Below are 20,361 nucleotides of genomic sequence, written 5' to 3'. Positions count from 1 at the left end.
TATTTTTCCCGGAGCACATAAATTCTATGCTGCAATTGTTAGTTAAGCGTTCACAGAGCCTGAAAGCTGATGTTCTTTCCGGCCTTACTGTTGCTCTGGCCCTGGTGCCGGAAGCTGTCGCCTTTGCCTTCGTGGCGGGCGTAGAACCGTTGGTCGGCTTATATGCTGCCTTCATGGTTGGTCTGATTACTGCCACGATTGGCGGTCGTCCGGGTATGATTTCCGGCGCGACAGGCGCGTTGGCGGTGGTAATGGTCAGCCTGGTTGCCATGCACGGTGTGGAATATCTGTTTGCCACTGTGGTGCTCATGGGGATATTCCAGATACTCGCCGGGGTGTTCCGGCTGGGTAAATTTATCCGTATGGTGCCGCATCCGGTGATGCTCGGCTTTGTTAACGGTCTGGCGATCGTTATCTTCCTGGCCCAGATGAAGCAGTTCCAGATGCTGGACGATGACGGCAATCTGACCTGGCTGGACAGCGAGTCCATGATGATGATGCTGGGGCTGGTGGCGCTGACTATGGCCATTATCCACTTCCTGCCGAAGCTGACTAAGGCACTGCCTTCTACCCTGGTGGCCATCATTACTGTCACCGCCATTGTGATCGGCCTGGATCTGGATGCCCGCAGTGTTCAGGATGTACTGGCTGATATGACGGGTAATCCGGCTGCTTCTATTGCTGGCGGCTTACCGCAGTTCCATATCCCTATGGTGCCTATTACTTTTGAAACCCTGCAAATTATCGTGCCTTACGCGCTGATTCTGGCGGCAATAGGTCTGATCGAGTCACTGCTGACGCTGACGCTGATCGATGAGATCACCGAAACCCGCGGCCGTGGTAACAAGGAATGTGTCGGTCAGGGGGTTGCTAACGTGGCGACTGGCTTCTTTGGCGGTATGGGCGGTTGTGCCATGATCGGTCAGAGCATGATCAACATCAGCTCCGGCGGTACCGGCCGTGCCTCAGGTATTTCGGCGGCATTATTCCTGCTGACATTCATTCTGATCGGCTCCAGCTGGATCGAAATTATCCCGGTAGCAGCGCTGGTTGGCGTCATGTTTATCGTGGTAATCGGTACCTTTGAGTGGGCCAGTCTGCGTCTGATTAATAAGATTCCCCGGGCCGATATATTCGTGGTAATTACAGTGACAGTGGTCACGGTACTGACGGATCTGGCGATTGCCGTGATTGTCGGTGTCATTGTATCGGCACTGGTCTTTGCCTGGCAGCATGCGAAAAATATGCGTGTGGAAACCAGCATGGAGAACAACGGTTATCTGAAGATTTACGAGCCGAATGGCCCTCTGTTCTTCAGCTCTGTGCAGAATTTCCGTGACCAGTTCACGCCACGCTACGACCCGCAGGAAGTGATTATCGACTTTAAAAACTGCCGGGTAATGGACCACTCAGGGATCGAAGTCATTGATTCTCTGGTGGAGCGTTACCAGAAGGGCGGTATCGATATTCACCTGCGTCACCTCAGCCCGGAATGTATCCGCTTGCTGGAAAAGGCTGGCAGTGCAGTTGAAATCAACCGTGCTGAAGATCCTGAATACAAAGTGGCAGACGACAAGTTAGCCTGATTCAGCGACTGAAAAACCTGAAACGCCGGCTTTTTTTGCCGGCGTTTTTGTTTTCGTTGCCGCCATCCGGAAAAGACGGGCTGGCGTGATATATCTCATGAATCTGGCTTTGCATTCGTCGCCGGGTTTTGAAATAGTGGCCGGGTTTCAAACGGTTATTGTCAGATAAGAGGTGAGCATAGCGATGCTGGAACTGGAATTTATATTTGCCTATATCGCACTGGGTTCGGTGGTCGGTGTGCTGGCGGGGCTGCTCGGCATCGGTGGCGGCTTGCTGATGGTACCGGCGCTGACCAGTCTGTTCATCTGGCAGGGCTACCCGCTGGAACAGGTGGTGCATTTGGCACTGGGCACCTCAATGGCGTCGATTGTTTTAACCTCTGTTTCCAGTATGCGGGCTCATAACCGTCGGGGCGGGGTAATCTGGCCGGTGGTGAAGAATATCTCCCCGGGGATTGTACTGGGGGCGTTTCTGGCGACCTTTCTGGCGGCCTCGTTAAGCGGGGTGTTTCTGGCGGTATTTTTCGCCTGCTTCCTGGTATTTGTTTCGATTCAGATGTTCCTGAACAAGAAGCCCAAACCAAGCCGTTCGATTCCCGGATTCTGGGGCTTGTTCTCCGCCGGTACCGGTATCGGAGGGTTTTCCGCACTGGTATCCATCGGCGGCGGTACCCTGACAGTGCCGTATCTGAGCTGGCATAACGTCGATGTTAAACAGGCCATCGGTACCTCGGCAGCCATCGGTTTGCCAATCTCACTGGCGGGCACTGTCGGCTACCTGATCAACGGCTGGTCCGTGGACATCAATGGCTGGCTGATCTTTGGTTTTGTAAATCTCCCCGCGGTGCTGCTGATTTCAGCACTGAGCTTCACCACAGCGCCACTGGGAGCCAAACTGGCCCACAGCCTGCCGGTGCCGGTACTGAAAAAAGGCTTTGCTGTTCTGCTGCTGGTGCTGGCCGCGCGGATGCTGTTGTCGGTCAGTTAAGGGGCTTAACCTTCAGATAATAAAAAAGCAGCCTGATGGCTGCTTTTTTGTGTTCGGGTAACAGGGGGCTATTTAGCCGCCAGTGCTTCACCTTCAAACTGAATGCCGGCCCAGCCGTATTCCATGAAGTTACGGATGTTGCCGTGGTCGCTGCCTTGCGGGTTTTTCAGCACATCTTCACGGTAAAAACGGCCGAAGCAGTTCAGGGTTTGCTGTTCGCTGAGTTTGTTCTGGCTGGCGAATGCAAAAATTTTACAGGAGCCTTCATTTGTGCCGGCTTCATTCACAACCGGATTATCGCCCAGGCCGTTCATGAAACGGGTTGGGGTGTAGTTATAGTGCTGTTCAATAACAGCCATGGTGTCTTCGAAATCCATCTGTACTGCGTTGTTCAGGTTTTGGATGAAGGTGTTCAGATCCATGGGGTGCTCCTATGCAAAGTTTGTCCTGATTGTACGGTTAACCTTGTCGGCTTAGAAGCGTAAAACTGTAGATTTTTCAGTTTATTAAGACCAAAGGGGAAGAGGTCCGGCAGGGCGTAAAAAGCCCTGCCAGATGTAAGGATTTACGTGAGGTTAACGGAAGGCCAGATCCCGGGGCCAGAGGGCGATTTCCGGGAAGGCCATCATCAGTGCCGTGACCACAAACAGGATGATCAGGAACGGATGAATGCCGCGGATAACCTCAACAAACGGCCGGCGGAATACCGCAACGGCGGTAAAGATGTTACAGCCAAATGGCGGGGTTGCCGCACCGATGGCCACCTGCAGAGTGATCATCACACCCACCAATACCGGGTCCAGTCCGGTGGCTTTTACCAGCGGTGCAAAGATCGGTACCAGAATCAGGATAACCACGATGGAGTCCACAAACATACAGCCGACGAAGAAGGCGATGTTGATGGCGATCAGGGTGGTAATCACGCCGGCGCCTTCAAGGCCCAGTGAGGCAATGATCTGCTGGGGAATTTGCGCGTAAGACAGCACCCAGGAGAAGGCGGCACCGGCGGCAATCAGAATGAATACCACTGAGGTTACCGCACCGGTCGACAGGGCGATGTCGGCGACATCCTTCAGGTTGATTGAGCGGAACACGCACAGTTCCAGTATCAGGGCATACAGTACACAGATGGCTGCCGCTTCTGTAGGGCTGAAGATACCGCCGTAGATACCGCCCACCACGATCAGCGGGAAACCTGCCGGCCACATTGCCCGGCGCAGCGCGGTTAAACGCTGTGACCAGTTAGCTTTCGGTTCTACCGGAATATTGTGGCGTCGGGCGTACCAGATACAGTACATCGAGAACAGCACGATGATCAGCAGCCCCGGGCCGAGGCCGGCGATGAACAGCTCAGAAATTGAGGTGCCGGAGATGACCCCGTAAATGATCATGCCGATAGACGGCGGAATCAGATAGGCAAGGTCTGCTGCGTTGATGATCAGGCCGATGGAAAACGAATCGTTGTAGCCGGCTTTGAGCATCCGCGGACGCATCGCGCCGCCAATGGCAACCACGGTTGCCTGAGTCGAGCCGCATACCGCACCGAACATGGCGCAGGCGGTGGTGACCGAGACTGCCAGACCGCCACGGATATGGCCCATAAAGCGCATTACCACATCCACTAAACGGTCGGCTGAATGGCCTCGCGTGATGATGTCCGCCGCCAGAATAAACATCGGCACGGCAATCAGGGCAGAGGGTTTAACCCCACCGATCATCTGCTGGATGACCAGCTGCAGGCTGAGATCCGGATAGTAAATTGCGAATGCCAGTACTGCAGCACACAGCAGGGGCATCATCATTGGGAATCCTGCCAGTAACAGGACCAGCATTACGCCGAGCATCATTAACGTCATGATTTAGCCTCCTGTGTCTCCGGCTGGGCATCACTGCTGTTGCCGGTCTGGCAACGCTGGATCGCTTCGGTAATTTCAGGGTCGTCGTAGGTATCGACGGTGGTATACGAGATGTAGACGGTTTCGTCCTGCAAATCGAGGTTTTTGATTGCCGTCAGCAGGTACTGAATAGCACCGATTAACAGTCCCAGTGCAACCCAGACATAGGTCAGGTACAGGGGGAATTGCAGTGCCGGTGTGACCCGGCCGCGGCGGGCAATTTTCTGAACATATTCAAAGGCGTACCAGGCCAGCACAAACATCATGATGGCTGTGACCAGCGCAATGACGACCATGAATATCTTTTGCCAGCGGGGCGCAAGCATGTCGTAGAAGGCGGACATCCGGATGTGCTTGCCTTTACGGGTAATGTAGCCCAGACCCATGAAGGTGATGATCACGATGAGAAACTGATTCAGTTCATCGGAGAAATATAAACTCTGGTTAAACACATAACGGCCGAAGACGTTAGCGATGGAGTTGGTTGCCATAGCGATGATGGCGATGCTGAGGATACTGGCTTCGATACGGCCAATCCAGATATCAAGCCGTGTCAGCATGCTGGCAAAAACTTGGGACATAAGACGCTCCCGGGGGACAGCTAGAGTGAGACCGGACAACAGCGGGCACTGCCGTTATCCGGAGAGTGCTACCGACCGGTATTATAACCGGCCGGTAAGGCGGGACGCTTATTGTGCGTTAACTTCGGCAAGCAGGTCCTGAAGCAGTTGCTGGCCACGTTCGCCGGCAATGTCAGTAAAAGCAGCGTGAGTATTGCTGCTGCGCTCACGGAATACTGCCTGTTCTTCAGGGCTCAGCTTAACAAACTGGATACCCGGCTTGGCGGCTTTGATTTTTTCCAGCTTTTCCTGGTTGAAGCGGGTGACCACATCATCAATGAAGCCACGCATTTCGGTCATGGTTTCTGTGATCAGCTGCTGCTTCTCAGGGCTCAGGGTTTCGTACCAGTCAGTACCGGACACAATGGTAGTAACCAGTTCCTGTTCGCCGGCCCAGATCATGTAATCGGTGACTTCGTAGAACTTCATCTCTTCGATGGTCGGCACCGGGTTAATCTGGCCGTCAACTATCTTCAGCTGCAGTGCGCCATAGACTTCACCGAATGGCAGCGGTGTCGGATTAGCACCCAGATCTTCATATGCCTTCAGCAGGATAGGGGATACCATTACCCGCATTTTGAAGTTGTCCAGATCTGCAGGCTTACGGACTTCTTTATTGGTCGTCCAGACCTGCGGGCCTTCTGAGTACATAGTGTGGAGTTTCAGACCCTTGCTGGCGAAATCTTCGCCCAGATCGTTGTAGATTACCTTGCTGGTGGTCAGCATTTCGGAAATGGCTGCCGGCTCAGAAGGCAGGGTATAAGGCAGCAGGAATACCTGAGATTCCGGCACGATGGTACCCAGGTTACCGACGGATACGTTGGCGAAGTGCACGACGCTGTCGGCGGCCTGCTCAACCATTTCGGTTGGCGTACCCAGTGAACCCAGCGGGTAAACATTAACAGTAATGTCGCCGTTGGTTTTGGTTTCAATTTTACGCTTAAACTCCTGGGCGTAGGCATCCATGATGGACCCCGGAATCTCTTCAATGGCGAACTTCCACTCTTCTGCCTGGGATAATACCGGCAGCATGGCAACAGTGGCAGTAACCGCCAGATTTTTTAACCCTTTCTTTAGCTTGAACATCTTACAGGCCTCGCTTCGTAGCATTTATTATTGTTTGCGAAATCGGTCATAAATCATGTGATTCACAATCAGTATTGCAAAAGTATATGCATTGAAAAATACAATATTGACTATGTATACATCATAAAATTTGATGTAAATTATGGTCTACAGAGTTATAAGGAGCGGATTATGGCGCAGTATTCAATGAAACACATGCAGACTTTTTGCACCGTGGTGGAATGTGGCGGTTTTGTCAGTGCACAGGCCGCTCTGGGGATGAGTCAGCCGGCAATCAGCACCCATATCCGGGATTTCGAGATCCGTCTGGGCTTTCAGTTATGCCAGCGGGGCCGCAGCGGTTTTAATCTCACGGAGAAAGGCGAGCTGGTCTATGCAAAGTGCCGCAGCATGCTGAACAACGTCTCAGATTTTGAAGCAGATCTCGGTGAGCTGCGTAACAGACTGACCGGCACATTGCGGATCGGTCTGATCGACACCACTATCAGTAATCAGGACTTTCCGATCAATGCGGCCCTGCAGCGCTTCTTCAGCCGGGATAACGACGTCTCTATTAAACTGGAGGTGTTGCCCCCGGAAGACCTTGAGCGGGATTTGCTTAACGGCCACATTCATGTGGCTATCGGCCCGTTCCAGCGCCGGGACAATACCCTGACCTACCGCTTGTTACATAAAGAAGCCCACGGTTTTTATTGCGGTCAGTATCATCCTTTGTTTAAGTTGCCGGCGGCAGACATCAGTTGGGAAACCCTGCAGCAGTATCCGGTATCCACCCGGGCGTATTTACAGCAGACCGATCTGCCGGGTATCCAGAACACGGCGTTTGTCACTAACATGGAAGCCCAGGCAATGCTGATCACCAGCGGCCATTTTATGGGCTATCTGCCGGAGCATTATGCCCAGGCATGGGTCGACAGTGGCGAGATGCGGGCCATTGATCACCTTAATCTTGAACATCATTCTTCGTTCTATCTGGCGATGCGTGCTTCCCCCGCGGTGCGTAATATCGTGAAGGTTTTTGTGAAGGATATTGAGGACGTTCTGGGGCTGGAAGCAGAATAGATACATAAAATAATCAAATATAAGCATCATAACTTTCATATTTTTTGATGCGAGGTTCTTTGTAATACTCCTCTGAATCCCCCGGTTAAAACAACATAAAGGGGGCAATGTTAGCAGCGGGAGTATTTGTCTCCTGTTGTATTGAGCCGCAGTGGTTGCTGAACAGGAGTAAATAAAGATGAGCGATAATGCTTACGAGAAAGGCCGGCTGAACCTGCCGTTTGTCGGATTCTGTACCTTTGCCAAAAGTCCTACCTGTGAAGACTGGGACAACATTCAGGGTGATGTTGCATTTATGGGGGCACCGTTTGATTGCGGTACCCAGTGGCGTTCCGGTGCCCGTATGGGACCCCGTTCGGTCCGTGAGGCGTCTACGCTGTTTTCTTTCGGTCATGGCGGTGCGTATTCCTATGAAGAAGACACCATGTACCTGGAAGGCGTGAAAATTGTTGATATCGGTGATGCGGATATCGTACATACCGATACGGTTAAAAGTCATGCCAACATCGAATACGGCGTGCGCAAGATGCTGGAAGCGGGTGTATTACCGGTCACTGTTGGCGGCGACCACTCTGTTAACGCGCCATGCATCAAGGCATTTGAAGAATATGCCAATAAAGGCCCGATCCATATTATTCAGATCGATGCGCACCTGGACTTTGTGGATGAGCGTCACGGGGTGCGTTATGGCCACGGTAACCCGATGCGCCGTGCATCTGAGCAGAGCTATATCAGCGGTATGACCCAGCTGGGTATCCGCAACGTATCGTCTTCTAACCGCAGCGATCATAAGCTGGCGGAAGATTCCGGCTCAACCATTCTTTCAGTCCGTGATGTACGCCGTCTGGGTCTGGAAGGTGTGATGAAGCTGATTCCTAAAGATGTGAACTATTACATCACTATTGATATCGACGGTTTTGACCCGTCAATTGCACCGGGTACCGGTACGCCAAGCCATGGTGGTTTCCAGTACTACGAAGTGATGGAAGTCCTGCAGCAGGTCGCCCAGCAGGGTGACGTTGTAGGCATCGATCTGTGCGAAGTGGCACCGGATTACGACCACACCGGCACCACCAGTATCCTGGCTGCACAGGTTCTGCTGAACCTGCTGGGTTACGTATTCCATGCCCGTGCTCAGCGTGCCGAACAGGCCGGCTGACACACCTGAGGCTTCTGTACTCTTGGGTACAGAAGCCTGATCTCCGATAGATTCCAAACACCTTAGCGCACAGTGCGGACCTACTCCGGTCAGTTGAACCGGGGGCGCTGTGCGTTTTTTTATCCTGCCTGTTTACAGTAGACCCTTGCATCTCTTGGGGTATAAATGCCCAGTGTGATCAGCCCGAGGAAGCCGTTAACAAAGGTTTCCTGTGTTTCAACCTTGATAACCTTGTCTGCACCGCCACATAACTGCGCTGCATCGGTGGTTTTTTCCTGACCGATGCCGTTGATGAAAAACGTCTGAGAGGCTTCATTATCCGCCGGGTGGTCAGTTGTGCCGTTAATGTTAAAGGTCTGAGTTGAACAGCCGCTGATGAACGTGGCAGCAGTCACCGCCAGTAGGGTTTTTTTCATGGTTTGTCCTGTTTCCGGTAGAGGTTGTCAGTATCCGGCTTAGTTTAGTGGCAAGCTGCAGGAAAGATTGTAAGGCTTTGTACAGAACCGGTAAGACAGTGTAGCGCCAGCGGCAATGAGGCGTTTGGGGGGAAGGCTACTTCTCTGCGATGATCTCATACACCTGAATGGCAGCGCTTTTAAGATTACTCAGCAGGTTGCCTGCCATTTGCGGGAAACGTGCACCGAATATCAGCTGCGGTGACAGTTTGGCAACTGCTGTGGGTATATCAGCTTCTTTCCTGCTTTGCCGCTGACGCCATTCAAGGGCTTCGGCGGACCAGTCCTGTTGGGAGGTTATCTGAAAACCGGCACCTCTTAACTGATCGAGTAACACTGCTGGGCTGATCAGATGGCTGTGGGTAGCGTCACTGGCCCAGGGTACCGGGTAGATGATGGGGTGCTGTAAATCTCCCCGTAAAACTTCATGCAAAATCAGTATCCCGCCAGGTTTAAGTACCCGGTGGCATTCAGCCAGGCAACGTTGCGGAGCCGGCATATTCAGCAGGCTGTGCTGCAGAATAACAGCATCGAACTGGTTGTCGGCTATGGCCAGTTGCTGGCCATCACCGGTCAGTACGCTGCTTTGGCCAGTATTGTATGCGTGGCGGCATAAGTGGTTCAGTTCCCGGTTCAGCTGGCTGAAACCGGGGGTGATATCCAGAGTGGTGTAGTGCAGTAACAGATGTTCCGGTAACTGGCTGATACACAGGCGCTGCAGCCCGCCAAGACCGGCACCTATTTCCAGTATTTCACAGGGAACGCCGGGATCAGTCTCCAGATTGCCCAGCAGTTTTTTGCTGGCTTGTATCCCGCCAATGTGTAACTGATCGATACCCGCTAACTGGTGGGGCAGTGCCCCGTTCGGAAACGCAGCCTGTACCCGGCGCAGCAGCGCTGCCGGGTTAAGCTGTTCGCTGTAGTGGCTGGCAACCATGGGTTAGTTGTCCAGCCCCAGTTCAGCGATGGATATCTCCCGCATTTTGAATTTCTGGATTTTACCGGTGACAGTCATCGGGAATTCTTCGACAAATTTGAAATAGCGGGGAATCTTAAAGTGGGTGATTTTCCCTTTGCAGAAGGCCTGCAGATTTTCCGCTGAAACCTCACCGGCATCAGCAGACAGTTTGACCCAGGCGACCAGCTCTTCACCGTATTTTTTATCCGGTACGCCGGTGACCTGAACATCGATGATGTCAGGATGGGTGTAGAGAAATTCTTCCACTTCTTTCGGATAGACGTTTTCGCCGCCACGGATCACCATGTCTTTGATCCGGCCGACTATCTGTACATAGCCTTCTTCATCCATAGTGGCCAGATCGCCGCTGTGCATCCAGCCGCGGTCGTCGATGGCGTCGGCGGTGGCGTCCGGGTTGTTCCAGTAGCCGATCATCACGCTGTAGCCCCGGGTACAGAGTTCGCCGATTTCGCCACGGGGTAACACCTGTCCGTTAGCCGGGTCGATGATCTTAGTTTCAATGTGGGGCTGGCTGCGGCCAACGGTGGATACCCGCTTATCGAAGGGGTCGTCGGCAGCGGTCTGGGTGGAGACCGGGCTGGTTTCGGTCATGCCGTAGGCAATCTGCACTTCCTGCATGTGCATTTTTGAGTTGACGGCTTTCATGACTTCCGCCGGGCAGATGGAGCCGGCCATAATGCCGGTACGCAGGCTGGAAAGATCATACTGTTCAAACTGCTCATCCCCCAGTTCGGCAATGAACATGGTGGGCACGCCGAACAGGGCGGTGGCTTTTTCTTTTTCCACCGCTTCCAGTACCGCCCGTGGCTCAAAGCCTTCCGTCGGATAGATCAGGGTCGCCCCGTGGGTGATGCAGCCCAGATTGCCCATTACCATGCCAAAGCAGTGGTACAGGGGCACCGGTACGATCAGGCGGTCCTGATCGGTAAAGCGCATGCTTTCGGCCACAAAGAACCCGTTGTTAAGTATGTTGTGGTGGCTCAGGGTGGCGCCTTTCGGAAAGCCGGTGGTGCCGGAGGTGTACTGAATGTTGATCGGGTCATCAAACTGCAGGCTGGCCTGAATGTCGGCGACGTCTGCTTCGCTGCGGTGGCTTGCCTGTTCAAGGAAGTCCGCCCAGCGCCACATGCCCGGGTGCTGTTCATCCGCCAGATTGATGATGCATTGCAGTTGCGGCAGCTTGGCAGACTCAAGCTGGCCCGGTTCGCTGTGGTGCAGTTCCGGTGCCAGTTCCAGCAGCATAGCGGTGTAGTTGGAGGCTTTGAAACTGTCGGCGGTCACCAGAAAACGGGTACCGGACTGGTTCAGGGCATATTCCAGTTCATGTAACCGGTAGGCCGGGTTAATGTTCACCAGAATGGCACCGAGCTTGGCGGTGGCAAACTGGGTGACCAGCCACTGGGCATTGTTCGGTGACCACATGCCCACTCTGTCACCGGTTTTGACCCCCAGACTCAGCAGGGCACGGGCGCAGTTATCTACCTGCTGTTTCAGGGTGCGGTAGTCCCAGCAGATGTTCTGAAAATGAACGATCAGGGCGTCGTTATCCGGATATTGGGCGCAGGTGGCATCGAATTTATCGCCAATGGTCATGCCTAACAGAGGCTGTGCGCTGGCGCCGTTGGTATAGCTGGGCGTGTTAAGTGTCGTCTGGTTGCTCACGGTGTTGTTTCCCTGTCGTTGTTATTGTTGTTGCTGTCCGGTGGCGCGGCGCTGCCCTCAGCGGCAGTGACGGTGATATTCCGGATTAGGCTGCATATCCACGGCGCTGGCAATGCGGTTGGTCATATTATAAAAACCGGCCAGGTTGGCAATGTCCCAGATATCCGGATCGCTGAAGCCGGCGTCGCGCAGTTGCTGCCGGTCGGCTTCCAGAATGGCGTCCGGTGTGTCGGTCATTTTTACAGCAAAATCCAGCATAGCGGTATGCCTTTCGGTCAGCCCGGCTGCCCGGTAGTTGATGGCAATCAGCTCCCCCAGCGCCGGGTCACCGGAGTATTCCCGGATAGCCGCGCCGTGGGCAACGATGCAGTAGAAGCAGTGATTACGGGATGAAACGGCGACGGCAATCATCTCCCGCTCCAGCGGGCTGAGGTTGCTGTCACCAAACATCAGTTCGTTATAGAACTTACTGAATACGTCCAGTTGAGCAAGGTTCTGGCTGTAGGCTTTCAGCACATTCGGCAGCAGGCCGAGTTTCTCTTCGCATTTGGCAAAGTATTTCTGCACGTCCGCCGGGTATTGGTCCGGTGCCGGGACCGGCAGGTCCAGTGCGGTCAGATCTGCGGTTTGGTAGCGTACCTGTGGTTCAGAATCCTGCATGATTGAGTCCTTTACGCGTTTATTGTTATTTAACCGCCTGACAAGGGCTTGCCAATGCGACTTTAGACCCGGAACGTCGACCCAGCTGAGCGCTGATCCAGTGGCCGGTGGCGATCATTTGCTGCAAATCGATGCCGGTTTCAATGCCCAGTCCGTTCAGCATATAGAGCACGTCTTCACTGGCGACGTTACCGGAAGCGCCCCGGGCATAGGGGCAACCGCCGAGCCCGGCAACGGAGCTGTCGATGACGGCGATCCCTTCTTCCAGCACGGCGTACAGGTTGGCCAGTGCCTGCCCGTAGGTGTCATGGAAATGCGCGGCCAGCTGTGAAACCGGCACCTTCTTGCTCACGGCTTCAAGCATATGTTTGGCCTTCAGCGGTGTGCCGGTACCTATGGTGTCGCCCAGTGATATTTCGTAACAGCCCAGTTGGTACAGCAGGTCGCAGACATGGGCGACTTTTTCCGGCTGAATGTCACCTTCATAGGGGCAGCCGAGCACGGTGGATACATAGCCCCGTACCCGGATGTTGTGTTGTCGGGCCAGTTCAATCACCGGGGTAAAGCGTTCGATGCTTTCGGCAACCGAGCAGTTAATGTTTTTCTGGCTGAAGCTTTCCGATGCCGCACCGAAGACGGCCACTTCATTAACACCGGCAGCGATAGCAGCTTCCAGCCCCTTAAGGTTAGGGGTCAGGGCGCTATAGGTTACGCCCGGCTGGCGACTGATACCGGCCATCACTGCGCTGGCATCGGCCATCTGCGGCACCCAGCGGGGCGACACAAAGCTGGTGGCTTCAATGTTGCTGAGCCCTGTGTTGCTGAGCCGGTTGATCAGTTCGATTTTAATGGCCGTTGAAATCGGTTCGCCGGGTTCGTTCTGGAGGCCGTCCCGGGCACCCATTTCAAACAGCCGGACTGTGTTGGGCAGTGCCATGATCAGACCTCCGCTTCCAGTGCGATCAGTTCTGCGCCGTCGTCCACCAGTTCGCCTTCCTGATAGAACACTTCGGCGACGGTACCGTCGTGGGGGGCTTTGAGGCTGTGTTCCATTTTCATGGCTTCCATAATCACCAGTGTATCCCCGGCGGCAACTTTCATGCCTGCCTCTACCAGTACTGCCACCACCGCACCGTTCATCGGTGCGTTCAGGCTGTTACCGGTATCCTGTTCGTGATTGGTGAAATCTTCCCGGTGACGCTGGCAACTGAACTGTTCGGCACCGGCGAACAGGGTTAATTCATCGCCATTTAAACTCACATCCAGGGTTTGCCGGTGGCCGTTAAGGCTGATGGCTAACTGCCCGGCCTGTAAGCTGGCCTGCAGTTCGATCTGCCGGTCATCGATGCTGACGGTGTAGCAGTCTCCCTGACTGCTCAGTGTCAGGCGCGCACTGCTGCCGTTGCCATAGTTCAGGGTCAGCGGACGGGCATAACTGCTGTTTAAGCGCCAGTTGTCCGGGTTGTTAAAGGGGGAATCCGGATCAGCCGGGCTGATATTATTCTGTTTCTGGCTGGCAGCGAAACAGGCTGCGGCGATCGCCAGCCAGCGGGGCGTATCGGTTTCTGTGTCCGGGAAGAGCAGGGCCTGATGTTCTTCAATAAAGCCGGTATCCAGCTGGCAGTCACGGAATGGCTGGCTGTCCGCCAGACGGTGCAGAAAGCCCAGGTTGGTGGTGAGCCCGGCAATTTTATAGTCTTCCAGCGCGCTGACCATACGGTTGATGGCGCGGTCCCGGTCGGCGTCCCAGACGATCAGTTTGGCGATCATGGGGTCATAATAGACGCTGACTTCATCGCCTTGCAGTACACCGGTATCCACCCGCACGTGGGCGTTTTCCGCCGGTGTTTTCAGGTAGTCCAGAACACCGGTGGCGGGCAGGAAGTCATTATCGGGATCTTCCGCATAAACCCGTGCTTCCAGTGCGTGACCGGTGATTTTAACCTGATCCTGAGTCAGGGGCAGAGGTTCACCGGCGGCAATGCGCAGCTGCCATTCCACCAGGTCCAGCCCGGTGATCATTTCGGTGACCGGATGTTCAACCTGCAGGCGGGTATTCATTTCCATGAAGTAAAAAGATCCGTCGGTGTCATAGAGAAACTCAACGGTACCGGCACCTGTGTAATCGATTGCCTGAGCGGCCCGCACGGCGGCTTCGCCCATGGCTTTGCGGGTGGCATCGCTAAGCCCGGGAGCCGGGGCTTCTTCGATGACTTTCTGATGGCGGCGCTGTACTGAACAGTCCCGCTCAGCCAGATACACGCCGGCACCCTGGGTGTCGCAGAATACCTGAATTTCCACGTGGCGGGGCTCGGTCAGATAGCGCTCAATGAGCATGTCCGGGTTGCCGAAAGCGTTACTGGCTTCCCGGCGGGCAGATTCCAGCGCTTCGGGGAATTCCTGCCGGTTATTGACGACCCGCATGCCTTTACCGCCGCCACCGGCAACCGCTTTAAGCAGTTGCGGGTAGCCGCATTTTTCGGACTCTGTCAGAAGCACTGCGTCACTCTGGTCCGCTTCATGGTAGCCGGGCACCAGCGGCACGGCGGCGTCAGACATGATTTGTTTGGCGGCGGATTTTGAGCCCATGGCTTTAATCGCCCCGGTGGGCGGGCCAATGAATACTACACCGGCGTCGGCACAGGCGGCGGCAAAATCTGCGTTTTCCGAGAGGAAACCGTAGCCGGGATGAATCGCCTGAGCACCGCTACTGATCGCAATGCTGAGAATTTTATCGCCGCGCAGGTAGCTTTCGGTGCTGGGGGCCGGGCCAAGCAGGAAAGCTTCGTCGGCCATGTGGACGTGGCGGGCGGCGGCATCGGCTTCGGAATAGACCGCCACGGTTCTGATACCCAGCGCGCGGGCTGTCTGAATGACCCGGCAGGCAATTTCGCCACGGTTGGCAATGAGAATCTTACTGAACATGGTAGCTCCTTATTCCTTAATCCAGGCCGGGGGGCGTTTTTCCAGAAAGGCGCTTAAGCCTTCCTGCCCTTCAGGGCTGACCCGGATATCGGCGATACGGTTTGCGGTGTCGGCAATCAGGCTGTCATCAATGGTCTGCTGGCTGACCGCCTGTATCAGTTGTTTGGCGGCGTGCATGCCTTGCGGGCTGTTTTGCAGCAGTTTGCTGATCATGGTGTCGGCGTTGGCCTGAAGCTGATCTTCGGCAACCACTTCATGTACCAGTCCGTAATCCTGTGCCTGCTGCGCACTGAATGGCTCCGCAGAGATGAAGTAACGGCGCGCCTGCCGTTCACCGATGGCACGGATAACGTAAGGGCTGATGACCGCCGGGATCAGGCCGATGCGGACTTCACTGAGACAGAATTTACTGGCATCGCTGGCAATGACAATGTCGCAGCAGGCCGCCAGACCCACCGCGCCGCCGTAGGCAACCCCCTGAATCAGGGCGATGGTGGGGCGGTTAAAGTCATTCAGCAGTTGCATCAGCCGGGCCAGCCGGTGAGCATCCTGCAGGTTATCGCTGTGGCTGTTGTCGGCCATGCGGCGCATCCACGCAAGATCGGCACCGGCAGAGAAGTTTTTACCGGCAGAACGGAGGATCAGCACCCGCAGATCGGGCAGGTCCGCGGCGATTTCCAGATGGCTGATCAGCGCTTCGATGATGTTGTCATCAAAGGCGTTATGGACTTCCGGACGGTTGAGGGTGAGTTCCGCTACACCGTCACTGAAGCTGAAAAGTACCTGACTGTTGGCCATATCTGATCGCTCCTGATTACATGCGGAACACGCCGAAGCGGGTCTCGTCTATCGGTTTGTTGAGGGCGGCAGAGAGCCCCATGCCAACCACTTCGCGGGTCTGACGGGGATCGATGACACCGTCATCCCAGAGCCGGGCGCTGGCATAATAAGGGTGGCCCTGGGCGTCGTAGGTATCGATGACCGGTTGCTTGAATGCGCTCTCTTCTTCGGCCGACCAGCTGTCGCCGTTGCGTTCGATGTTGTCCCGTTTCACGGTGGCCAGCACCCCGGCGGCCTGTTCACCACCCATGACAGAAATCCGCGCGTTGGGCCACATCCACAGCATATTAGGGCTGTAGGCCCGGCCACACATGCCGTAGTTACCGGCACCGAAGCTGCCGCCGATCAGCACGGTAAATTTCGGTACATTGGCACAGGCCACGGCGGTGACCATTTTCGCGCCGTGCTTGGCAATGCCTTCGGATTCGTATTTCTGGCCCACCATGAAGCCGGTGATGTTCTGCAGGAACAGCAGAGGGATTTTCCGCTGGCAGCAGAGTTCAATGAAGTGCGCGCCTTTCTGGGCGGATTCGCCGAAAAGAATGCCGTTATTAGCAACGATACCCACCGGATAGCCGAAGATATGGGCAAAGCCTGTTACCAGCGTTGTGCCGTAGAGCTGCTTAAATTCATCGAATTCGGAATTGTCGACGAGGCGGGCAATGACTTCCCTGACGTCAAAGGGCTTTTTCAGATCGGTACCGACGATGCCGTAGAGTTCATCAGCATCAAAGCGTGGTGCCTGAGCCGGACGGGTGTTGAGCTGAATGTCTTTACGGCGGTTCAGGTTGGCAATGCAGTGGCGGGCGATCTGCAGGGCGTGTTCATCATTTTCTGCGTAATGGTCGGCCACGCCGGACGTACGGCAGTGGACATCGGCTCCGCCAAGATCTTCCGCGCTGACTACCTCGCCGGTGGCCGCTTTTACCAGCGGAGGCCCGGCCAGGAAGATGCTGCCTTGCTGGCGCACAATAATCGATTCATCCGCCATGGCCGGTACATAGGCGCCGCCGGCGGTACACAGACCCATGACCACCGCGATTTGTGGAATGCCCAGTGAAGACATGCGCGCCTGATTGTAGAAGATCCGTCCGAAGTGATCCCGGTCGGGAAATACTTCATCCTGCTGGGGCAGGTTAGCGCCGCCGGAATCTACCAGATAAATACAGGGCAGGTGGTTCTGTTCGGCAATTTCCTGCGCGCGCAGGTGCTTCTTTACGGTGAGCGGAAAGTAAGTGCCGCCTTTTACAGTGGCATCGTTGGCGATGATCATACATTCCTGACCGCTGACCCGGCCGATACCTGTGATAATACCGGCGGCGGGCACGTCGTCGTCATACACCTTATAAGCGGCCAGCTGCGACAGCTCCAGAAAAGGGGAACCTTCATCCAGCAGGGTGTTAATGCGGTCCCGGGGCAGCAGTTTGCCCCGTGACAGGTGACGTTGCTGATACTGACTGCCGCCGCCCAGTTCCGCCTGGGCAACTTTTTCACGCAGGTCTGTAACCGCAGTGGCCATAGCGTCGTAATTGGCGAGAAACTCTTCGCTGCGCGGGTTGATCTTGCTGTTGAGTAAAGCCATTGTTTAGCCATCTCCTGTTGTTCTTGCTGAAAAAGGCGTGGGGAGTGTCTCCCCACGCAAGGCTCTCGTCTGAACGGCCAGTTGTTTTCTGAACAGTTCGTTTGAGATCAGCAAAAAATGCCCGGTTGTCCGCGGTGCGGTTTATTTATTCTGAAACAGTTCACGGCCGATCAGCATCCGGCGGATTTCTGAGGTGCCTGCGCCGATTTCATAAAGCTTGGCATCCCGCAGTAAACGGCCTGTCGGGAATTCATTGATGTAGCCATTGCCCCCTAACAGCTGAATGGCATCCAGTGCCAGCTTGGTGGCTGTTTCAGCGGTATACAGGATCACGCCGGCACAGTCTTTACGGGTGGTCTCGCCCCGTTCTGCAGCGCGGGCCACGGTATAGGTGTATGACTTGCAGGCGTTCATCAGGGTGTACATGTCGGCGACCTTGCCCTGTACCAGCTGGAATTCGCCGATGGACTGGCCGAACTGCTGCCGGTCACGGATATAAGGTACAACGATGTCCATGGCTGCCTGCATGATGCCCAGCGGTCCGCCGGACAGCACCAGGCGTTCGTAATCCAGACCGCTCATCAGCACCCGGACACCGCCGTTCAGTTCGCCGAGTATGTTTTCTTTGGGGACCGGGCAGTTATCAAACACCAGTTCACAGGTATTCGAACCGCGCATCCCCAGCTTGTCCAGCTTCTGGTGGCGGGAGAAGCCCGCAAAGTCTCGCTCAACAATGAAGGCGGTAATGCCTTTGGGGCCGGCGTTGACATCGGTTTTGGCATAAATGACGTAGGTATTGGCATCCGGACCGTTGGTGATCCACATCTTGTTACCGTTCAGCAGGTAGTGGTCGCCGTTATCAGTAGCGTGCAGCTTCATGGAGACCACGTCTGAGCCGGCATTGGGTTCAGACATGGCCAGCGCCCCGATATGTTCACCGCTGATCAGTTTTGGCAGGTATTTCTGTTTCTGCTCTTCATTACCGTTGCGGTGGATCTGGTTTACACACAGGTTGGAGTGCGCCCCGTAGGAAAGCCCTACGGATGCTGAGGCCCGGCTGATTTCTTCCATGGCGATCACATGGGCAAGGTAGCCCATATCCACGCCGCCGTATTCTTCTTTAACTGTGATACCTAATAAGCCCATGTCACCGAATTTACGCCACAGGTCCATTGGGAAGGCATTTTCCCGGTCGATTTCTTCTGCCCGCGGGGCGATCTCTTCTGCGGCAAAGCTGTTGATCTGGTCACGCAGCATGTCGAGGGTTTCACCGAGGCCAAAATTCAGGGTGTTGTATTGTGAGATCATCGCGTGGGTACCTGTTACTTATGGTTATGGTTTCGTCAGCCGGTGCTGAATTATTTCGCGTTCTGTTCCTGTGAAAGAAGCGCTTGCATGGCGGACTGGCAGCGGGCTTCGGCGCTGTCCAGTTCAATTTGCAACATAGCTATGTCATTCAGTTGCTGTTCCAGCGCCTGTTTCTTTTCGGTGATCTTCGCCTGCAGACGTTCCAGCTGTTTTATGCTGCCGCCGGGGGTCTGATCCCAGAGTTCGAATAATTCCTTACTTTCTGCCAGTGAGAAGCCCAGGCGCTTGCCGCGCAGAATCAGTTTCAGCCGTACTCTGTCCTGGCTGCTGTATATGCGGGTCTGGCCTTTGCGGGTCGGAAACAGCAGGCCCTGATCTTCATAGAAGCGGATGCTGCGGGTGGTGACGTCAAACTCGCTGGCCAGGTCGCGGATCGAAAATGTGGTTTTACTCATAACTGCTCTGATCTGTCTGAAAACCAATGATGATTCGAATATAGTGTAAGTTTACGTAAACGTAAAGATGTTGTTGGTGTGACTAAGGTATAAGTAATAATTGGCTGAATGTATTTATCTTATTGATTTATTTGATTTTTTGTTGAATTTTAAGTGACTAAGAAATGCGCATTAAACTAAAGTAGTACTTGTTAACCCTTAGGGGTAATTGCTAACTTCATCTTGCCGCTCAGGGACGTGCAAGACATTTTGAACGGCTCTGAAAACAACAAAAATAACAAGAGGCCGGTTCCGCATGACTGCTGACTATGTTCTCGAGACCAGACATCTGGTCAAAGAATTCAAAGGGTTTACCGCCGTTGATGGTGTCAATCTCCGGGTGAAGCGGGGCACGATTCATGCCCTGATTGGCCCGAACGGTGCCGGTAAAACCACCGTATTTAATTTGCTGACCAAGTTTCTGACGCCGACAAAAGGCCAGATCCTGTATAACGGTGAAGACATTACTTCGCTCAAGTCAGCCGCCATTGCCCGTAAAGGCATTGTCCGTTCTTTTCAGATCTCAGCGGTGTTTCCGCATCTGAGTGTGCTGGAGAACGTGCGCATTGCCTTACAGCGTAAAGAGGGCAACAGCTTCCATTTCTGGACCTCCGATAAGGTGCTTAACCGGCTCAATGACCGGGCACTGGAGTTACTGGATCAGGTGGGGCTGAAAAGCTTTGCCAACACGGTGACGGTTGACCTTTCCTATGGCCGCAAGCGGGCACTCGAAATCGCCACAACGCTGGCGCTGGAGCCTGAAATGCTGTTACTGGATGAGCCGACTCAGGGCATGGGGCATGAAGATGTCAGCGTGGTGGCAGACCTGATTAAAAAGGTTTCCCAGGACCGCACTATTCTGATGGTCGAACACAACCTCCATGTGGTGGCCAAACTGGCGGATACCATTACCGTGCTGCAACGCGGTGCCATTCTGACGGAAGGGGACTACGCCGAAGTGTCGCAGAATCCTCAGGTACGTGAAGCCTATATGGGGGTTGAGGCGGACGAGCATCAGGCTGAAGCCGAAGCAGACAAGGAGGTGGTGTCATGAACAGCA

Annotated in this window: 19 protein-coding genes; 5 read left to right on the top strand and 14 right to left on the bottom strand. The window is 54.6% G+C overall.

All coding sequences use genetic code 11. The features are described from left to right. The first annotated feature begins 26 nt into the window (after window positions 1-26). Both PCI15_RS15365 and PCI15_RS15360 read left to right on the top strand, forming a co-directional pair. Window positions 27-1,586 (top strand): SulP family inorganic anion transporter, encoded by a 1,560-nt coding sequence (locus PCI15_RS15365; protein ID WP_271270819.1) that lies wholly within the window; start codon window positions 27-29, stop codon window positions 1,584-1,586. Between the two features lie 184 nt (window positions 1,587-1,770). Next, the gene (locus PCI15_RS15360; protein WP_271270818.1) at window positions 1,771-2,574 is read left to right on the top strand and encodes a sulfite exporter TauE/SafE family protein; all 804 of its coding nucleotides are present in this window, start codon (window positions 1,771-1,773) and stop codon (window positions 2,572-2,574) included. Between the two features lie 68 nt (window positions 2,575-2,642). Here PCI15_RS15360 and PCI15_RS15355 read toward each other — a convergent pair whose 3' ends face one another. The 4 genes from PCI15_RS15355 to dctP form a co-directional block, all read right to left on the bottom strand. Further along, complete coding sequence (locus PCI15_RS15355) at window positions 2,643-2,996, bottom strand: HopJ type III effector protein (RefSeq protein ID WP_271270817.1); 354 nt, start codon at window positions 2,994-2,996, stop codon at window positions 2,643-2,645. A gap of 153 nt (window positions 2,997-3,149) precedes the next feature. Continuing rightward, window positions 3,150-4,430 (bottom strand): TRAP transporter large permease, encoded by a 1,281-nt coding sequence (locus PCI15_RS15350; RefSeq protein WP_271270816.1) that lies wholly within the window; start codon window positions 4,428-4,430, stop codon window positions 3,150-3,152. Further along, window positions 4,427-5,050, bottom strand: a complete 624-nt coding sequence (locus tag PCI15_RS15345; RefSeq protein WP_271270815.1) for a TRAP transporter small permease — start codon at window positions 5,048-5,050, stop codon at window positions 4,427-4,429. Before PCI15_RS15345 ends, PCI15_RS15350 begins: the two co-directional genes overlap by 4 nt. A gap of 108 nt (window positions 5,051-5,158) precedes the next feature. Further along, entirely contained in the window at window positions 5,159-6,175 is a 1,017-nt protein-coding gene (gene dctP / locus PCI15_RS15340) for a TRAP transporter substrate-binding protein DctP (protein WP_271270814.1), read from the bottom strand. 171 nt (window positions 6,176-6,346) lie between these two features. On the opposite strand from dctP, the gene PCI15_RS15335 reads away from it, so the two are divergent. Both PCI15_RS15335 and speB read left to right on the top strand, forming a co-directional pair. Beyond that, on the top strand, window positions 6,347-7,237 hold the full coding sequence (locus PCI15_RS15335) for a LysR family transcriptional regulator (RefSeq protein WP_271270813.1): 891 nt from the start codon (window positions 6,347-6,349) through the stop codon (window positions 7,235-7,237). Window positions 7,238-7,415: 178 nt separating this feature from the next. After that, window positions 7,416-8,396 (top strand): agmatinase, encoded by a 981-nt coding sequence (gene speB, locus PCI15_RS15330; protein WP_271270812.1) that lies wholly within the window; start codon window positions 7,416-7,418, stop codon window positions 8,394-8,396. Between the two features lie 119 nt (window positions 8,397-8,515). Here speB and PCI15_RS15325 read toward each other — a convergent pair whose 3' ends face one another. From PCI15_RS15325 to PCI15_RS15280, 10 genes are all read right to left on the bottom strand, one after another. Next, window positions 8,516-8,812 carry a Bor family protein gene (locus tag PCI15_RS15325; RefSeq protein WP_271270811.1) on the bottom strand — a complete coding sequence of 99 codons (297 nt, stop codon included), beginning with the start codon at window positions 8,810-8,812 and terminating at the stop codon, window positions 8,516-8,518. A gap of 136 nt (window positions 8,813-8,948) precedes the next feature. Continuing rightward, window positions 8,949-9,788 (bottom strand): class I SAM-dependent methyltransferase, encoded by an 840-nt coding sequence (locus tag PCI15_RS15320; protein ID WP_271270810.1) that lies wholly within the window; start codon window positions 9,786-9,788, stop codon window positions 8,949-8,951. 3 nt (window positions 9,789-9,791) lie between these two features. After that, window positions 9,792-11,492 carry an AMP-binding protein gene (locus PCI15_RS15315; protein ID WP_271270809.1) on the bottom strand — a complete coding sequence of 567 codons (1,701 nt, stop codon included), beginning with the start codon at window positions 11,490-11,492 and terminating at the stop codon, window positions 9,792-9,794. Between the two features lie 57 nt (window positions 11,493-11,549). After that, window positions 11,550-12,152, bottom strand: a complete 603-nt coding sequence (locus PCI15_RS15310; protein WP_271270808.1) for a peroxidase-related enzyme — start codon at window positions 12,150-12,152, stop codon at window positions 11,550-11,552. A gap of 25 nt (window positions 12,153-12,177) precedes the next feature. Beyond that, on the bottom strand, window positions 12,178-13,089 hold the full coding sequence (locus PCI15_RS15305; RefSeq protein ID WP_271270807.1) for a hydroxymethylglutaryl-CoA lyase: 912 nt from the start codon (window positions 13,087-13,089) through the stop codon (window positions 12,178-12,180). Window positions 13,090-13,091: 2 nt separating this feature from the next. Continuing rightward, window positions 13,092-15,077, bottom strand: coding sequence for an acetyl/propionyl/methylcrotonyl-CoA carboxylase subunit alpha (locus tag PCI15_RS15300; RefSeq protein WP_271270806.1), 1,986 nt, complete (start codon window positions 15,075-15,077; stop codon window positions 13,092-13,094). Window positions 15,078-15,086: 9 nt separating this feature from the next. Next, window positions 15,087-15,875: an enoyl-CoA hydratase/isomerase family protein gene (locus PCI15_RS15295; protein ID WP_271270805.1), complete on the bottom strand. Its 789-nt coding sequence runs from the start codon at window positions 15,873-15,875 to the stop codon at window positions 15,087-15,089. 16 nt (window positions 15,876-15,891) lie between these two features. Then, entirely contained in the window at window positions 15,892-17,499 is a 1,608-nt protein-coding gene (locus tag PCI15_RS15290; RefSeq protein WP_271270804.1) for a carboxyl transferase domain-containing protein, read from the bottom strand. 141 nt (window positions 17,500-17,640) lie between these two features. Next, entirely contained in the window at window positions 17,641-18,807 is a 1,167-nt protein-coding gene (locus tag PCI15_RS15285) for an isovaleryl-CoA dehydrogenase (RefSeq protein WP_271270803.1), read from the bottom strand. Between the two features lie 50 nt (window positions 18,808-18,857). Next, window positions 18,858-19,262 carry a MerR family transcriptional regulator gene (locus tag PCI15_RS15280; RefSeq protein WP_271270802.1) on the bottom strand — a complete coding sequence of 135 codons (405 nt, stop codon included), beginning with the start codon at window positions 19,260-19,262 and terminating at the stop codon, window positions 18,858-18,860. Between the two features lie 295 nt (window positions 19,263-19,557). On the opposite strand from PCI15_RS15280, the gene PCI15_RS15275 reads away from it, so the two are divergent. After that, window positions 19,558-20,355, top strand: a complete 798-nt coding sequence (locus PCI15_RS15275) for an ABC transporter ATP-binding protein (RefSeq protein WP_271270801.1) — start codon at window positions 19,558-19,560, stop codon at window positions 20,353-20,355. The last annotated feature ends 6 nt before the right edge of the window (window positions 20,356-20,361 follow it).

The organism is Aliamphritea hakodatensis, assembly GCF_024347195.1.
Lineage (GTDB): Bacteria > Pseudomonadota > Gammaproteobacteria > Pseudomonadales > Balneatricaceae > Amphritea > Amphritea hakodatensis.
Note: the sequence above shows the minus strand (reverse complement) of the source record. Positions and strands in the feature narration are given on the sequence as shown.

Bases quoted from the DNA above. Each gene is read 5' to 3' on its own strand.
- PCI15_RS15345 (WP_271270815.1), bottom strand. From the start codon at position 5,050: ATGTCCCAAGTTTTTGCCAGCATGCTGACACGGCTTGATATCTGGATT.
- PCI15_RS15300 (WP_271270806.1), bottom strand. From the start codon at position 15,077: ATGTTCAGTAAGATTCTCATTGCCAACCGTGGCGAAATTGCCTGCCGG.
- PCI15_RS15305 (WP_271270807.1), bottom strand. From the start codon at position 13,089: ATGGCACTGCCCAACACAGTCCGGCTGTTTGAAATGGGTGCCCGGGAC.
- PCI15_RS15365 (WP_271270819.1), top strand. From the start codon at position 27: ATGCTGCAATTGTTAGTTAAGCGTTCACAGAGCCTGAAAGCTGATGTT.
- PCI15_RS15285 (WP_271270803.1), bottom strand. From the start codon at position 18,807: ATGATCTCACAATACAACACCCTGAATTTTGGCCTCGGTGAAACCCTC.
- PCI15_RS15320 (WP_271270810.1), bottom strand. From the start codon at position 9,788: ATGGTTGCCAGCCACTACAGCGAACAGCTTAACCCGGCAGCGCTGCTG.
- PCI15_RS15290 (WP_271270804.1), bottom strand. From the start codon at position 17,499: ATGGCTTTACTCAACAGCAAGATCAACCCGCGCAGCGAAGAGTTTCTC.
- PCI15_RS15280 (WP_271270802.1), bottom strand. From the start codon at position 19,262: ATGAGTAAAACCACATTTTCGATCCGCGACCTGGCCAGCGAGTTTGAC.
- speB (WP_271270812.1), top strand. From the start codon at position 7,416: ATGAGCGATAATGCTTACGAGAAAGGCCGGCTGAACCTGCCGTTTGTC.
- PCI15_RS15350 (WP_271270816.1), bottom strand. From the start codon at position 4,430: ATGACGTTAATGATGCTCGGCGTAATGCTGGTCCTGTTACTGGCAGGA.
- PCI15_RS15360 (WP_271270818.1), top strand. From the start codon at position 1,771: ATGCTGGAACTGGAATTTATATTTGCCTATATCGCACTGGGTTCGGTG.
- dctP (WP_271270814.1), bottom strand. From the start codon at position 6,175: ATGTTCAAGCTAAAGAAAGGGTTAAAAAATCTGGCGGTTACTGCCACT.
- PCI15_RS15325 (WP_271270811.1), bottom strand. From the start codon at position 8,812: ATGAAAAAAACCCTACTGGCGGTGACTGCTGCCACGTTCATCAGCGGC.
- PCI15_RS15335 (WP_271270813.1), top strand. From the start codon at position 6,347: ATGGCGCAGTATTCAATGAAACACATGCAGACTTTTTGCACCGTGGTG.
- PCI15_RS15355 (WP_271270817.1), bottom strand. From the start codon at position 2,996: ATGGATCTGAACACCTTCATCCAAAACCTGAACAACGCAGTACAGATG.
- PCI15_RS15310 (WP_271270808.1), bottom strand. From the start codon at position 12,152: ATGCAGGATTCTGAACCACAGGTACGCTACCAAACCGCAGATCTGACC.
- PCI15_RS15295 (WP_271270805.1), bottom strand. From the start codon at position 15,875: ATGGCCAACAGTCAGGTACTTTTCAGCTTCAGTGACGGTGTAGCGGAA.
- PCI15_RS15275 (WP_271270801.1), top strand. From the start codon at position 19,558: ATGACTGCTGACTATGTTCTCGAGACCAGACATCTGGTCAAAGAATTC.